Source organism: Vibrio sp. B7 (assembly GCF_963888765.1).
Classification (GTDB): domain Bacteria; phylum Pseudomonadota; class Gammaproteobacteria; order Enterobacterales; family Vibrionaceae; genus Vibrio; species Vibrio anguillarum.
Window position 1 is genome coordinate 34,982 of the sequence record NZ_CAWPKR010000013.1, and the last position, 15,422, is coordinate 50,403.

The 15,422-nt window shown below is 46.0% G+C and carries 15 protein-coding genes; 8 read left to right on the plus strand and 7 right to left on the minus strand.

Going from position 1 to position 15,422, the window contains the following annotated elements; all coding sequences use genetic code 11:
- Positions 1–97: 97 nt before the first annotated feature.
- From AACV32_RS07570 to AACV32_RS07580, 3 genes are all read left to right on the plus strand, one after another.
- A complete protein-coding gene (locus tag AACV32_RS07570; RefSeq protein ID WP_017049940.1) occupies positions 98–925 on the plus strand; it encodes a Cof-type HAD-IIB family hydrolase in 828 nt (275 codons plus the stop codon).
- 190 nt (positions 926–1,115) lie between these two features.
- Positions 1,116–2,144 carry a COG3650 family protein gene (locus tag AACV32_RS07575; protein WP_170895733.1) on the plus strand — a complete coding sequence of 343 codons (1,029 nt, stop codon included), beginning with the start codon at positions 1,116–1,118 and terminating at the stop codon, positions 2,142–2,144.
- Positions 2,145–2,750 (plus strand): tRNA-uridine aminocarboxypropyltransferase, encoded by a 606-nt coding sequence (locus AACV32_RS07580; RefSeq protein ID WP_170895734.1) that lies wholly within the window; start codon positions 2,145–2,147, stop codon positions 2,748–2,750. It begins immediately after the preceding gene.
- On the opposite strand, the gene yigB is transcribed toward AACV32_RS07580, so the two are convergent.
- The 6 genes from yigB to lptM are packed head-to-tail and all read right to left on the minus strand — an operon-like array spanning position 2,736 to position 7,330.
- Positions 2,736–3,449: a 5-amino-6-(5-phospho-D-ribitylamino)uracil phosphatase YigB gene (gene yigB / locus AACV32_RS07585; RefSeq protein ID WP_170895735.1), complete on the minus strand. Its 714-nt coding sequence runs from the start codon at positions 3,447–3,449 to the stop codon at positions 2,736–2,738. The two genes, AACV32_RS07580 and yigB, sit on opposite strands and share 15 nt — an antisense overlap.
- 3 nt (positions 3,450–3,452) lie before the next feature.
- Positions 3,453–4,385, minus strand: coding sequence for a tyrosine recombinase XerC (gene xerC / locus AACV32_RS07590; RefSeq protein WP_010319873.1), 933 nt, complete (start codon positions 4,383–4,385; stop codon positions 3,453–3,455).
- Entirely contained in the window at positions 4,357–5,061 is a 705-nt protein-coding gene (locus AACV32_RS07595; protein ID WP_017049935.1) for a DUF484 family protein, read from the minus strand. Before AACV32_RS07595 ends, xerC begins: the two co-directional genes overlap by 29 nt.
- 24 nt (positions 5,062–5,085) lie before the next feature.
- The gene (gene dapF, locus AACV32_RS07600; protein WP_010319875.1) at positions 5,086–5,916 is read right to left on the minus strand and encodes a diaminopimelate epimerase; all 831 of its coding nucleotides are present in this window, start codon (positions 5,914–5,916) and stop codon (positions 5,086–5,088) included.
- Positions 5,917–5,927: 11 nt separating this feature from the next.
- On the minus strand, positions 5,928–7,181 hold the full coding sequence (lysA, locus tag AACV32_RS07605; RefSeq protein WP_013855516.1) for a diaminopimelate decarboxylase: 1,254 nt from the start codon (positions 7,179–7,181) through the stop codon (positions 5,928–5,930).
- Between the two features lie 29 nt (positions 7,182–7,210).
- Positions 7,211–7,330 carry an LPS translocon maturation chaperone LptM gene (gene lptM, locus AACV32_RS17800; RefSeq protein WP_033197445.1) on the minus strand — a complete coding sequence of 40 codons (120 nt, stop codon included), beginning with the start codon at positions 7,328–7,330 and terminating at the stop codon, positions 7,211–7,213.
- 75 nt (positions 7,331–7,405) lie between these two features.
- On the opposite strand from lptM, the gene cyaY reads away from it, so the two are divergent.
- Entirely contained in the window at positions 7,406–7,720 is a 315-nt protein-coding gene (gene cyaY, locus AACV32_RS07615; RefSeq protein WP_017044535.1) for an iron donor protein CyaY, read from the plus strand.
- 44 nt (positions 7,721–7,764) lie between these two features.
- Here cyaY and AACV32_RS07620 read toward each other — a convergent pair whose 3' ends face one another.
- A complete protein-coding gene (locus AACV32_RS07620) occupies positions 7,765–10,293 on the minus strand; it encodes a class I adenylate cyclase (protein WP_017049934.1) in 2,529 nt (842 codons plus the stop codon).
- A 350-nt stretch (positions 10,294–10,643) separates the two neighbouring features.
- Here AACV32_RS07620 and hemC point away from each other — a divergent pair, with 350 nt between their 5' ends.
- The 4 genes from hemC to AACV32_RS07640 are packed head-to-tail and all read left to right on the plus strand — an operon-like array spanning position 10,644 to position 14,693.
- Positions 10,644–11,582: a hydroxymethylbilane synthase gene (gene hemC, locus AACV32_RS07625; protein ID WP_026028588.1), complete on the plus strand. Its 939-nt coding sequence runs from the start codon at positions 10,644–10,646 to the stop codon at positions 11,580–11,582.
- Between the two features lie 3 nt (positions 11,583–11,585).
- A complete protein-coding gene (locus AACV32_RS07630; RefSeq protein WP_013855520.1) occupies positions 11,586–12,347 on the plus strand; it encodes a uroporphyrinogen-III synthase in 762 nt (253 codons plus the stop codon).
- A complete protein-coding gene (locus AACV32_RS07635) occupies positions 12,331–13,512 on the plus strand; it encodes a uroporphyrinogen-III C-methyltransferase (RefSeq protein WP_017049931.1) in 1,182 nt (393 codons plus the stop codon). Before AACV32_RS07630 ends, AACV32_RS07635 begins: the two co-directional genes overlap by 17 nt.
- On the plus strand, positions 13,512–14,693 hold the full coding sequence (locus AACV32_RS07640) for a heme biosynthesis protein HemY (protein ID WP_017049930.1): 1,182 nt from the start codon (positions 13,512–13,514) through the stop codon (positions 14,691–14,693). Before AACV32_RS07635 ends, AACV32_RS07640 begins: the two co-directional genes overlap by 1 nt.
- The last annotated feature ends 729 nt before the right edge of the window (positions 14,694–15,422 follow it).

The window sequence follows — 15,422 nt, forward strand, 5'->3', positions numbered from 1 at the left end:
TCTTTTTCCTCTTTAAGATGGCGTAAACTAAGCCACACCAAAGTTTCTCCACCATCTGCGATCTGCAAACCAAATCGACCATGATAATGAGGGTTTTATGACCACCGAATGTAAAGAGCACGCGATTCATATCGTGGCGTCCGATCTCGACGGTACACTACTTGCGCCAAACCACCAATTGAGCAAATTCACCAAGCAAACGCTACAAGCACTTCACCAAAAAGGCTTTACTTTCATCTTCGCTACCGGTCGCCATCACGTTGATGTGGCGGGTATTCGCCAGTTAGCGGGCATTCCAGCCTACATGATTACTTCCAATGGCGCGCGCGTTCACGATCAACATGACAACCTGATGTACAGTAAAAATGTACCGCAAGAATTGGTACAGCCCGTCATTGATGTGTTTAAGCAAAACCCTGATATTTTTGTTCACATCTATCAAGATGAATCGTGGTTATTGAATAAAGAAGATGAAACGCTGCGTGATTTCCACGAAGAATCCGGCTTTAGCTACCAAGTATTTGATGTCAATAACGCACCTACCGAGGGCGTCGCCAAAATATTCTTCACCCACCCAGCGCAAGATCATGAGTTATTAGCTCAGTTTGAAGAGCGCTTAAACGATATTTTTGGCGACAAACTGAACGTCGCCTTCTCAACACCTTGGTGTTTGGAAGTGATGGCAGCAGAAGTGTCGAAAGGGGATGCGCTCAAAGCCGTTGCAGAATCATTAAACCTGACCCTAGATAACTGTATTGCGTTTGGCGATGGTATGAACGATGTGGAAATGCTGTCGATGGCTGGTAAAGGCTTGGTGATGGGCACATCGCATCAAAAAGTGTTCAATGCACTGCCTAATAACACAGTGATTGGTAGCAATGCAGAAGACGCCGTGGCTCACTATTTGCGTGAACATTTATTGTAACAGCAGCCTGCAGTAACGAGCGGTCACAAAAACACAGCGCCATTTGAGCGCTGTGTTTTTGTTCATAACGACTTCGCGATTTATCTCTGATTCTTGTCCGCGGGTTGTTAAATTCACACCCATCAGTTCAATTTGCCAGCGCCTTTGTGCCATAATCTAGTCTCGTTGCATTGCCCAAAAAGAGTCTGTTATGAAAGTGCTTCACTGTTCCGCGCTGTTATTGACCACGTTAATGCTGCAAGCCTGCGCGACAAAAAACGCATCACAGCCACCAGCCGTACCGATGGCAAGTTTGGATAAACCCAGTTCAATTAAAGCACTGCCCTTTATTATGCGTGGAGAAGTCGTGGTAGGTCATGAGGCGCAAACCTTTACACCTTGTGGTAGCAATCAACAATATTGGCTAGCACTGACGCCACAGCAGACTCAGCAAGCCTTGAGTTTGGCTCGCTCGCCTTATCAGCCTTTGTATGGAGAGCTCATCGGTACTTTATCAGCGCCAAGCCGCACAGGCTTCGATGCCGATTCCAGCGCACGTTTCAACGTGACCAGCATCAATATGCTCAGTGCTGAAAATCCTAAACGCTGCAATCAACCACTCAAACCGACACGCGCTTTTGGCAACGAACCGTCATGGTCCATCCACTTTGAAGGGAAAAACCTTAACTTTCAAACCATCAGCGGTGAAACTCAAACATTCGCTATCACAAAAAGTCAGCTATCTGAAACCAAGCGCGAGTACCAAATGAATCAAGGTTCGCTGCTCCTCACACAAAAAATGTGCAGTGACGGGATGAGTGACTCGCTGTACGGCTGGAGTTCCACCTTGAAAGTCGGTGAGAAAAGCTATCAGGGGTGTGCCACCTTAGGTAATAGTGATGCGACGCTTCCATGGGTTGGGGATTATCATGCTACTTCGACCCAAAATAGGGATTTCACGATTCGTTTGCAACTGAATGCGGATCATACCGCTAGCACTCATTATGACTACAACGATGGTCAGCCATCGACCGTTGAAAAGGGGTTTTGGCAACCATTAAACCTAAATCAGATCCAAGTTGTCATGACGCGCCACCAGCAACAATATCTGCTTTCTGAACGTATCTTTACTCGCACTGGTTACCAACTGAAAGCAGAAAAAGAGAAGGTGGGCGATGTACTCTACCCTATCGCCAATGGCGGTTTAACGTTATTTTCTGAAAATATCGAGACACCATAAGTGACCAGACCGTGCCCTTGCCCAGTTTGCCATTTTAGCTATCAATGCATCTGTTCACTGCAACCAACACTGGATAGCCAACTGCGCATTGCACTACTGATGCATGAAAATGAACCGCATCGAGCGACCAATACTGGCAAACTGCTGCTGCGTAGCTTGCCCAATTCCTCAGTGTACATCTGGGACCGAGTCTCTACGGCGAAATCATTACACAAGAGAATTCTAGATGAGAAGTTACACGCGGTGGTTATTTTTCCTTCGACGCGCAGTCAATCGATCACCGAATACCAATCTCTCTCAACGTCTGACACTCAAGAAATCGTGTTTATTATCCTGGATGGGACATGGCAAGAAGCCAAGAAGATGCTCAATAAGAGCCCTTGGTTATCCGATTTACCGCAGCTACACCTCACCCCAAATCAAATCTCTCAGTATGGATTAAGGCGAAATCAAGATGCTGGCCATTTATGCACGTTAGAAGTGGGCGTTGAGCTGCTCAACTCTCTCGGAGAACCAAATAATGCGAGAGAGTTACGCGCGTTTTTCACTTACTATCTCAAGGCTTTTCAAGCGGATAAAAGCGGTCACGCCCTAAAGCTGCAGTAATGAATCCAGTTGATGGATTTCAATATCAGGCAACACTTTGGCCTGACGACTGGCGAGCAAGGTTTGCCCTTGATCGTTATACCAACAGGCTTGGAAACCATTGCATTTTGCGCCTTGCACATCGGTTATCAGATGATCACCAACGTGTAAAATCGAGGCTGCAGGTAACTGTAATGCAGCCTGCGCTTTGTCAAAAAGATCCGGATACGGCTTAGCCAAGCCATCGGGACCCGCTTTAAAAATTTGTTGAAAATAATGCCCCAAGCCAATTTTGTGCGGGTCAACATTGCCGTTGGTAATCGCTACTAACGGCATGCGCTTTGCCAGTTCGGTCATCACGCGGTGCGTCTTCTCTGGCACCGTGATTAAGTGACGTAACCGCAACACTTCTTCAATGGCATTCTGCGCAGCCTGTAAAGCAAGTTGCGGCGAATAGCCTAATTGAATTAAGCCTTGTTCTATCTGCTTAAATCGCCACTGAGTGACATCATGACCGAGCAGTGGCTCTTGCAGCGCCAGTTGCTGTTTAAGTTGCTGCCACCAACTTATCGGACGCGTCGCGGAAAGCGGATGATGAGTGTGCAGCCACACGACCATTTGCTGCTCAATATGACGGATCACTGGATGGTTGTCATACAGCGTGTCGTCCAAATCAAAGCTCATCGCTTTAATGGGGCCGATATTGCGATAAAAGTGCATGCGTTACTCGCTCTGTTTCTTTTTACGTGCTCTTGGGTGCGCTTGGTCATAGGCCTGCGCAAGATGTTGAAAGTCCAAATGAGTATAAATTTGCGTCGTCGAAATATTCTCATGACCCAGCAACTCTTGCACAGCACGTAAATTATTGCTCGATTCAAGCATGTGAGTCGCAAAAGAGTGGCGCAGTTTATGTGGGCTAATATGGCTAGCCACCGCCTGCTTTTGCCCCCACTCGGCCATGCGTTTTTGTACGTTGCGATGCGAAATACGAACACCCAGCTTTGAAACAAACAAGCTTTGCTCATCAGCGTTCGCAAACTGCGTCCGTATTTTCAACCAATGCGCCACCCATTCTTTGGCTTGGCCAGCAAAAGGCACCTTACGTTCTTTATCCCCTTTACCCACCACTCGAATCTCGCCGCGGCTAAAGCTCAGGTCTTTTACGTTAATGCTGACGAGCTCCGCTAAACGCAACCCAGCACCATACATCAATTCCATCATGGCTCGATCGCGCACTGATAGCGGATCATCATCCTTGACTTCGAGTAGTTGTGCGACTTCATCCACATCTAAGTTTTTCGGTAACGGGCGTTTTTTACGCGGTGCTGCAACGCCTTTGGCCGGGTTAGCTGTCAGTTCACCACGCAAGATCAAGAAATCAAAAAAACTGCGCAATGAAGAGAGACGCGTCGCTAAACTGCTGGCTTTCATCCCTTCACGCATCCCTTTGCTCGCCAGCTGTCGCACCCAAGCGGCATCGACTTGTTGCCATTGATTCAGCCCCATCTGCACCAAATGCTGCGCCATGGTTTCCAGCTGTTGTTTGTAATTGCGTTGGGTGTGCAAGCTCAACCCTTTCTCGCTCCGCAGATATTCATAGAAGCGAGTTAAGGGCTGCTGTAAGCCGTTAGGCAGAGGTGTGGCTGATTCGGTCATGCTCAATCGGTTGCCAAGGTAGAGTCTCAATTAAATGAGAGAGAACTAACGCCAAATGACGTAAAAAGAGGGTATCCATACTCGGTTGAAAATGGCCGCCATCTTCACTTGCAAACGCTAATACGCCTTGTGATGAGCGCTTACCTAATGGTAGCACCACATACGAACCCATTTCTGGCACAGCGGTTTGTTCACCAAATAACGCTTGGCGATCCAACTTTTTCATACGCCCTAAATAAGCATTTTTGCCATTAAAATGGTTAGTTGAAAAACGCTGCCATTGCTCTTGGGTCAATTGATAATCGGTTTCAGGCGAGGCCAGTAAACGAATATACGCTACCAAACCTAAGGTTTGCGCTTTGTTTTCTATTGCCTTGCATACTTGCGGCATTGAATGACATTTTAAGATCTGCTCTTGCAGATCCATAAATTCGTGGAAAGTGCGGTCATTATTGGCCGCTAATGACATAAAGGCTGTGATCTCTTCCTCTAACTCCTCAATTCTCTGGCGCTGACGATTCAGTTGTACATGCACCAAAGAGACCGCACCTTGTTGATGGTGCGGCAAGGAGAGCCTGTCAACCAGCTCTGAACGCTGGAGGAAAAAATCTGGGTGATCTCGTAAATATTCAGCCACAACTTCGGCTGTGAGTGCATCCGCTTCAACGTGTGACAAAATGATTCCTTATCTTACTTAACCCTAACAAGAGACTTGACCATCAAACACATGAGTCGCAGGGCCTGTCATATAGAGTGGCTTACCCGGCCCTTGCCAGTGGATCTCTAACGAGCCACCAGGTAAGTGTACTGTCACCTCTTCCGCCAATAACCCTTGAAGAATACCAACGGCAACCGCGCCACACGCGCCACTGCCACACGCTTGAGTTTCACCCGCGCCACGTTCATAAACACGTAGCTTCACTTCATTGCGATTCAGCACTTGCATGAAGCCTGCGTTAACACGCTCTGGAAAACGCTCATGAGATTCAAGCAGTGGACCCAAAATTTCAACCTCAGCGGTTGTCACATCCTCCACCACTGTCACCACATGCGGATTGCCCATACTCACCGCCCCGCAGAACAAGGTTTTCTCTTCAACGCGCATGATGTAAGTTTTCTCTGCCTGTTTGGCTCGAAATGGAATCTTATTAGGCTCAAATTCTGGTATGCCCATGTTGACGGTGATTTGATCATCCTCTTCAACATTTAAAACCATTTTGCCTTTTTTAGTCGTGACTCCAATGCTGTACTTATTGGTCAGCCCTTTCATCCGCACAAAGCGAGCAAAGCAACGTGCGCCGTTGCCACACTGTTCGACTTCGCTGCCATCGGCATTAAAAATACGGTAGTGAAAATCACTTTCCGGATCATACGGCGCTTCAACCACTAATAGCTGATCAAACCCCACGCCAGTATGACGATCCGCCAAGCGGCGGATCAAATCAGGGGAGAAGAAGACGTTTTGTGTAATGCAATCAACGACCATGAAGTCATTACCCAAACCGTGCATTTTAGAAAAATGGAAATGCATAATGCTTCAATTTACTCCGGCAGAATACGCTCTAATGCCCATAGGCTCGATAGTGCTTCACGCTGACGAACAAGGTGGGTTTGTGCACCATCCACCATCACTTCCGCCACGCGAGTACGTGTATTATAGTTCGAAGACATCACAAAACCGTAAGCTCCTGCTGAGCGAACCGCCAGTAGATCTCCCTCATCCAAGACCAATGAACGATCTTTACCCAAGAAGTCACCGGTTTCACAAATAGGCCCAACCAAGTCATAGGTTAGCGCTTCACCTTGGCGCGGCACAACAGGAACAATATCTTGCCAAGCTTGATAAAGCGCTGGGCGCATCAAATCGTTCATCGCCGCATCAATAATGGCAAAATTTTTGTGTTCGGTATGTTTGAGAAACTCTACTTTCGTCAACAACACGCCCGCGTTAGCCGCAATAGCACGTCCCGGTTCAAAAATCAGTTCGAGATCTTGATGGTTACTCAAACGCGCCAACAAGGCTTTGGCATAATCGGAAGGCTGCGGGGGTAACTCATCGCGATACACCACACCTAAACCACCACCAACATCCAAATGTTTAATGGTGATCCCTTCCTCTTTAAGCTGATCAATTAACGCAAGTAAGCGATCGGTTGCATCAATAAAAGGGGCAATGGCGGTCAGTTGAGAGCCAATGTGGCAATCAATACCGTGAATGCTGAGATTCTCTAGGCTTTGTGCCAAGCGATAAACATCCAGTGCACGGTCAAAAGCAATACCAAACTTATTGTCACGCAAACCGGTTGAAATATAAGGGTGGGTTTGTGCATCCACATCAGGGTTGATGCGCAGTGAAATCGGTGCTTTGACACCCAGCTCGCCAGCCACTTTATTTAAACGTGCTAATTCAGGCTCGGATTCAACGTTAAAGCATTTAATCTTGAGCTCCAACGCGCGTTTCATTTCCGCTTCCGTTTTACCGACGCCAGAAAATACCACTTTCGCCGGGTCACCACCCGCCACCACAACACGCTCAAGCTCTCCTGCCGAAACAATATCAAAACCTGACCCTAAACGCGCCAACGTGTTTAATACACCTAAGTTTGAGTTAGCCTTCACCGCATAACACACCAGATGAGGATGTTCGCCTACCGACTTATCAAAAGCATGCCAGTGACGCTCTAAAGTAGCGCGAGAATAGACATACAAAGGCGTGCCGTATTGCTCAGCCAACTCTGTTAATGCGACATTTTCAGCCCAAAGCTGACCATCGTCCTGATAATTGAAGTAATCCAAAATTCGTTTCCTTTAAGCTAAATCAATGACTATGGCTGAGGTTGTTCACTCTGCTCAGGCTCTGCTGGCATGTATAACGGCCCGGTTTGACCACACCCTGCGAGAGCAAGGAGTGACAACATAAAAAGTGCAGCGATTGATTTTTTCATTTTGCATGTCGTGATTATTGAGTCAATGCCCCCTATAATCGCACCACAATCAGGAAAAGCAATAGGATAGACAGGATGAACGATACTGAATTTCACCAACTTGTCGATGAGCAGCTAGAAATCATTGAACAAGCGATAGACAACGCAGGTGCCGACATTGATTACGAAACCTCAGGCAATGTGATGACGTTAGAATTTGATGACCGCAGCCAAATTATTATTAACCGCCAAGAGCCAATGCATGAAATTTGGCTGGCATCAAAGTCAGGCGGTTTCCATTTCAAACTGATCGACCAAAACTGGATTTGTTCAAAAACAGGGCTGGAATTGATTGCGATGGTGAAACAAGAATGTGAAAAACACGCTGGCGAAACGATCGACTGGGTGTAAAGCAACAACGCCAAGTGACAGATGTGTGACTTGGCGCTACCGAACTAAGCGTTGACCGCTTTTGAAGGACGAGAATAGAGCGCGGAATCGTTACGATAAGGGACAATATAGCTTTCCCCTTCTTCTGGGTGGACGATTTGATAATACTGCGGCAGATTGAAGTTAATAAGTTTAGCGGAGAGTGGGTTACCGTCGCGCACTGAGGTATAAAAGCTGTTGACGTTAGTGATCATCTCATCTTTTTCGCCGCTGAACTGGTGATAGACTTCAATTTGGTTCGACTCATCCAACACATAAATGTTGAAGCCTTTATCGGTATCTTCAAAGAAAAACTGCACTAAGCCTTCACTAGCAAAACCATCGACGATTTCCGGCAGTTGATAATCTTGATCGCGATCGAGCATTAACAGCGGTGAACCTTTCAATTTGTTGGTTGAAATACTGCGGTAAAAATCTACCGAATTTTCCAACTTCTGTACCGAAACCCCTCGCCGTTCAAAAAACAGACCATACATTTGATCGCCAATGCGTAACGCTTTAAAACGGCGACGTTTCTCTTGCTCTACCGGTTTCAAACGCAAATCGATACATTCCGCCAGCAACTGGTACACCATGTTGCGCATCACGCCACGCAGACTTTTGCTGTAACAAAATACATCGACAGACTCTGGCGGTAGCGCATCTTGGTGCATTTTGCCAAGCACGGTTTTCAACGCGTCGAGCATCGCCGTTTCGCCAGTAAAATGGAGAGTCCGTACTTCATGCCACGAGTTGCGATACACTAAATCGACACTACCAACTAAGCTTTTTTGCTCAGATCCGAAACTGAAAATATCTATATTTTTCAAATCAATTTTGAGCGATTTACCGCTTAATTCCGCAGTAGGATCATTTTCAAAGTTGATGAACATCGCCAGTTGACTGATTTCACAAGGGCTCGCTAAGGCCTGCATGGTCGGCCGCCGCTTACGCAACGAGAAGGTATTACGCAAATCGCTAACCATTTGATAGAACTTATCAATATCCAACTGTGCGTCACGTACTACTGAATGCAAATGAGTTGATTCCGTGATCAAACCATTAAAGAAGGCCCAAGAGACCAGCTTACTGAGGTATTCATTATGCTCAAGGAAAGGTTGGCCAATCATACGATGGGCAACCAGAGGCTGTTTATACAGATACCAGCCCGCTTTATTGGCTCGCCCTTCCCGAACTTGAATGAACGAGAGATCCGGCTCGTGCAGATCTGGCGAAATTTGTGGATTCAGTAGCGTGACTTTACCCGGCAACACCTCAAACACCGCATACAACTTACGCGCGAGGATTGATATATCTTGTGGGCTAATGGCCGAGGTGATGTCATTACGACGCGCAAACTGGATCAGGTTTCGATAGCTCAGCATCAACGCATCTAACAACGCATGGTGGACAACTTTAACTTGTTCGACTTTCCAATTACGGCGATTGTCTAATTCTTGAACAACAGATTCCGACCAATTCCATTGCTGAATCATGTGGCTTAATGCTTCTCGACGCCATGCCACTGAGCCTAAGCTCGGCTCACGGGATAACTTTTCATGCGTTTTGAGATAGAAACAACGACGCACCAGATCAAGACGGGCAGAATCACCAATGCGTTCAAGGTAACGCGTCACTTTTTCAAGCATCAAATAGTAAGCATCCATACTGTACAAATCAGGTTCATGAGTAAAAAACCGTCGTTTGGTATCAATGCTTAATAATTGCGTGTGTGGGTACTCCCACGAATACGCCTCAAGCAGAATCGCTTTTAACACTGACTTGTAAGGCGAGTCGATGCTTTTATAAAGCTGCCAAAGGTTTGCGCCGAAATACTCTTCAGCAGGAATGCGGTTCAACTTACCAAAATCGATCCATTCACTGCAATTAATGTAATCATTGCTGCACAATTCGTGCACGTATTCGTCGTAGCACTCTTCCATTTCAGGAGGCACGATTTGCCACAGTAAACGCTTGCCTGCCAAGCGAACAGCAGAGCGATAGAACTCGTCTAATAGCAGGAGATGTTGCGATGAACCGCAGTTTTCGCCTGTCATCTGCTCAGAATGATTACTGCGAAAACGTAGCTCATCCATCAAGAAAAAGTTAGCTTCCACCCCTTGGCTCTTTGCCCAATCAGTGATCAACAAACATTTGTTGCTTAAGCTTTCCCGCTCATCACAGCTCATACTCGATGCTACACATACCCAAATATCTAAGTCACTCGAGGTGCTTTGACCAATCGACGAGGTACTGCCCATGGTATACAGAGCAAGAATAGCGGGGGAATCAGCGGTCGGTAAGGGTTGACCTAAGGTGAGTTCTGTATCTTCAACCAGCTGACGTTGGATGTCGTTAGGCTCAAAACCATAGACACCATAAGGGACTTTTGCATCGTAGTAGCCGGGAATAATCGGGTGATTGAAGTGCAGTAATGCAGGAATGAAATGAAATACACGTTGACTTTGCAAATCCATAAGCGCCAGCGCACGCTCGGTACGTTGCTGGTTGAGATTGTCTAATCGTTGAATTAACGTCTTGGTGTAAGCCTGCAAGGTTGATTCCTTGGTTGAAACATTAACACGCGCTTTGATTATATTTTATTCTAAAGCACCAAAAAAACGTGATCAATCTAACATTTTCTTTCCATTTGGTAAAGCCCTCTCGATGCATATCACACTCAGGCGGAGCATGCCTACAATGCGCTCCAATGACCTTGGCTATAGTGTCGTAGCTATTTACACTTTGTCGTAATAGCTCATTATATAAACGAGATATAAATCACACAATTTTGACCAATTTATGCTATCTCTTCATCAATCCTTCACAGCGACGATCTAGTAGTAAACCTTTCATCGCGGGAATGATAGGATTAAACCATCCATTACCTACACTCGGGATTATCATGACTCACGCAACACCCATTCGAATCGCCACACGTAAAAGCCCGCTCGCCCTTTGGCAAGCTTATTATGTTAAAGATGCGCTGCAAGCGGCTCATCCTGGCCTAGAAGTGGAATTAGTGACCATGGTAACCAAAGGTGACGTCATTTTAGATACGCCTTTAGCTAAAGTGGGTGGTAAGGGGCTTTTTGTCAAAGAGTTGGAAGTCGCTATGCTTGAAGGCCGTGCCGATTTGGCAGTGCATTCAATGAAAGATGTTCCCGTCGATTTCCCTCAAGGGCTTGGACTAGTGACGATTTGTGAACGCGAAGATCCACGTGATGCTTTCGTTTCAAACACCTATCAAAGCATTGAACAACTGCCTCAAGGTGCCATAGTCGGCACCTGCAGTCTACGTCGCCAATGCCAACTCAAAGCATATCGACCAGACCTTGTGATTAAAGAATTGCGTGGCAATGTCGGTACTCGTCTTGGAAAACTCGATGCAGGTGAATACGATGCGATTATTCTCGCCGCAGCAGGTTTAAAACGTCTGAAGCTTGAAGATCGCATTCGCAGCATTATTGAACCAGAACAATCGCTTCCTGCAGTAGGGCAAGGTGCAGTCGGGATTGAATGCCGTTTAGATGACGAACGTTTAAGAGCATTGCTTGCGCCACTCAACCATTCTGACACGGCTGATCGCGTGAAATGTGAACGAGCCATGAACCTAACATTAGAAGGCGGTTGCCAAGTACCTATCGGTAGCTACGCATTGCTCGATGGTGATCATATTTGGCTAAGAGCATTAGTCGGTGAGCCTGATGGTTCTAAGATTGTACAAGGTGAGATTCGCGGCCACCGCTCCGATGCCAAGCAACTAGGAGTCACGCTTGCCCATCAATTGCTCAATGATGGAGCGCGAGATATTCTGTCCAAACTCTACTGCGAGCACGAATAAAGCATGACGGTGTTGGTCACTCGCCCCGAAAATCAAGGGATTGAACTTTGCCAACAATTAGCGGATCTCGGTATCCGCTCCGTTCACCATCCACTGATTCAGATTAATGCAGGAGCCGATCTCCCGTATTTACTCCCAGAACTTCAGCAATGCGACATTATTATTGCGGTTAGCCAAAACGCGGTGACGTTCAGTCATCAATTTTTGCAAGATCATCGATATTTTTGGCCAAATGACGCCAGATACCTTGCCGTTGGTCAAAAAACCGCACATGTTTTCAGCAAATTAAGCCAACAAAAAGTACACTATCCGCAGATAAGTGACAGTGAACACCTGCTTGCCCTACCGCAGTTGCAATCAATATCGGGCCTTAAGGTGATGATTTTACGTGGTAATGGCGGACGTGAGCTCATCCACGACAGCTTAATCGAGCGTGGTGCTGATGTGGTGTATAAGGAAGTGTATCGACGCGATACGATCACCCTCTTTGCCGCCGAATCGATATCTCTGTGGCAGCAACAGCAAGTCACTCAGTTAGTTGTCACCAGCTCAGGTCAACTCAATTTTATGATGGATCAATTCTCTGATTCACAACGACTCTGGCTGCTAAATTTAGCTCTTTTTGTCCCAAGCGAGCGAATTCGACAAGAGGCGCTGCACATGGGATTTGGGTGCGTCACGAACGTGGGAAGCGCCTCCAATACAGAACTCGCGGCTAGTATTAGCCAATCTAGACAGGACTCTAAGCATGACAAGCAAAAATAATAACCCGCATATTGAACCTGAAAAAGCAGCCACACCTCCTCTGGTTACAGAAAAAGACGCAACGGATAACCTTGATTCACCAAAAAGTTACGTGCAGGATCCCACGTCTCAGCCTGAAGAAAAGAGTGATAAACGAGCAAAGCGCAGTATCAAACTTTCTGTTATTGCAATTAGCTTATCCATCATTTTCAGTGGTGGTATAGCCTATCAAATGCAGCAAAAAGACGCCTTTTACCAAGCCAAAATCAACGTATTGCAGGCTCAATTAACACAAACCCAAAGTCAGCTCGCGGCTGAAATCAATCAAATAAAGCAAGAAACACAAGCCAAAGCGGACCAACTCACTCACAAAACTGACGTAGCCTTGAATCAACAGCAAAAAAGTATCGACAGCTTGCAACTGGCGATAGCTGATATCAAAGGCCGCCGTCCCAACGACTGGCTACTAGCAGAAGCTGACTACTTAGTGAAACTAGCAGGCCGTAAACTTTTTCTAGAACATGACATCGTCAGCGCGACCAAGCTAATGGAAAGCGCTGATCAGCGTATTGCTGAATTGAATGACCCAAGCTTAGTGCCGCTACGCAAAGCCATGGCGCGTGACATTACTCAGCTCAAAATCATCCCATTGATTGATCGTGAAGGGCTAGTGTTACGCTTAACAATCTTACAGCAACAAGTTGACACTCTACCGCTGGCCAATGCCATGTTGCCTGAAACTCAGCAGCAATCAGCACCACAAGTTTCCGAAAATATTAACGACTGGCAAAATAATCTCGTTAGCTCATTGAAAGACTTCTCGGAGAACTTCATTACCTTCCGCACTCGAGACGGTAATGCTATTCCGCTACTGTCACCTGAACAGCACTTCTATCTAAAAGAAAATCTCAAAGCAAAATTAGAAACCGCCATCAAAGCCGTATACGCAGAACAACAAGAGATTTATACAACGGCACTGAGCACAGCAGATAAATGGTCAGCCAGCTTCTTTAATTCCGATGATCAGAGTGTGCAGCAGTTTAATCACGCGCTATTGCAGCTCAGTAAACAAAATATACAAGTGCAATATCCAGTTAAATTTGAAACTCAGCACGAACTCGCTGATGTCATCACTGAACGCCTACGCCGTGAAGTCTCTCCAATGAGCGTTACGGAGGATAAGTAATGTTTAGAGTCATCTTTCTTTTTGTAGTATTAGGGGCCGGTTTATTTATCGGAACCCAATATGCTGGCCAGCAAGGTTATGTTCTTATCTCTATAGCTAATAGAACAATAGAGATGAGCGTGACCACCTTAGTGGTCTTTGTGATTGCACTCCTCTCTGGATTATTTAGCTTAGAGTATCTCCTCAAAAAAGCATTCTACGCCAGTTCAAACACATTAAACTGGTTCAGCGTACGTAAGTTAAAGCGCTCTCGCCGTTATACCAATGAAGGTATCATTAAACTTCTAGAGGGAGACTGGAAGCAGGCAGAAAAGAAAGTCACTCGCTGGGCGAACCACCATGATATGCCGCTGCTCTGCTATCTTGTTGCATCGGAAGCCGCGCAGGGAATGGGCGACAGAGCAAAACGAGATCACTATTTAGATCTCGCCAGTCAGCAAAGTAATGCAGGCCTAGCTGTTGAATTAACTCGTGCCAAACAGCAAGTACGAGAAGGAGAGTTTGAGCAGGCGCTAAGCACTCTATCAGCCTTACAAGCCACTCATACGAATAACACCATCGTGCTCAATTTACTCAAGACAACATACGTACACCTAGAACAGTGGCAGCCGCTGCTTGAGCTTTTACCTAAGCTCCAAAAAGCAAAACAGATTAATGCGGACGAGAGCCAACAACTGAACCAAAAAGCACAATGCGGTTTACTAAAAAACGTGGCCCAGCAACAAGGTAGCGAAGGCTTAATCAATCACTGGGACAAGCTCCCAAGGAAAACCAAAAACGACGTCATTTTAACTCAATGCTTCATCGAGCAGTTGATCCAACGAAAAGCAGACTCGGAAGCATTTACCGTCATTAAAGAAACATTAAAAAAACACCCAATGCCAGCTCTGTATTCATTATTGGCAGAGCTCAATTTACCAGATAGATACCCAGCAATTTTGTTGTTACAAGAAGCCATTAGTAAGGATAGTGGTAACGCCGAAGCACACAGCGCACTGGCTCAATTGTATATGAGAGAGCAGAAATGGGCGGAGGCGCAAAGCCATTTGGAAAAAGCGTTATCGCTCCGTGCCAATGTATCTGATTACGCTTATCTTGCCGATAGCCTTGAAAAACAAAACTACCCTAAAGCCGCCGCAGAAGTCTCACGTAAGGCACTAACCATGATAGAGCATGTTTAAATGGCAATCTAAGCACCTAAAAATAACCTTATACCAATTAAAGAAAAGTACGATCTCATTAAGGCTATCTAGCTATTGTTAAATATCACGATGGATAGCCTTAATAGCACCGATTTTAAAACGCTGGCGAGCCAACAAAAACCATCCTAATTCTACTATTACCCGCTTGAACACCTGGGATTTCCTGGATAATTTCTTGATCAAAATGCCATTTGACTTAAGGCCGAGCACGGCACAAAACCTCGAACTGTGAAGCCACAGCTATTTGAATATGCGTATTTATTTGGGTCGGCTTGGGTCAGCATGCCCCTAAAAATGAATAGGTGAGGCCGTCGTTATAATGAATGGTGCTGGTAGGTATATAAGTGCAGTTTAGTCATGTTAGTGTCATCACGTTTCCTCCTACTCACCGTGCTAAATCCAATAGAGCAAGTGTGCAGTTAGCTCATGCTAACCAACAAAGTTTTGCGGATCACGACGACATTATGTCTGAGGTGTTCAATGTATAAATCGATTTTTGGAAAGTACAGATAGGGTGATCAAGATATGTTCGAGAGATTGAATTAAGCTATTAATTTTCCAGATTGGCATGTTGATATAAAGTAAAAATCCGCCTTCTTAGAAGGCGGCTTTGGTTTACAGCCCCCTGAAAGGGGGCATCCTCGCGCTGTTAGTTCATCTTCAACTCTAACTGCGCCTCATATTCTTGATCTTTCTTGTCTTGGTGTC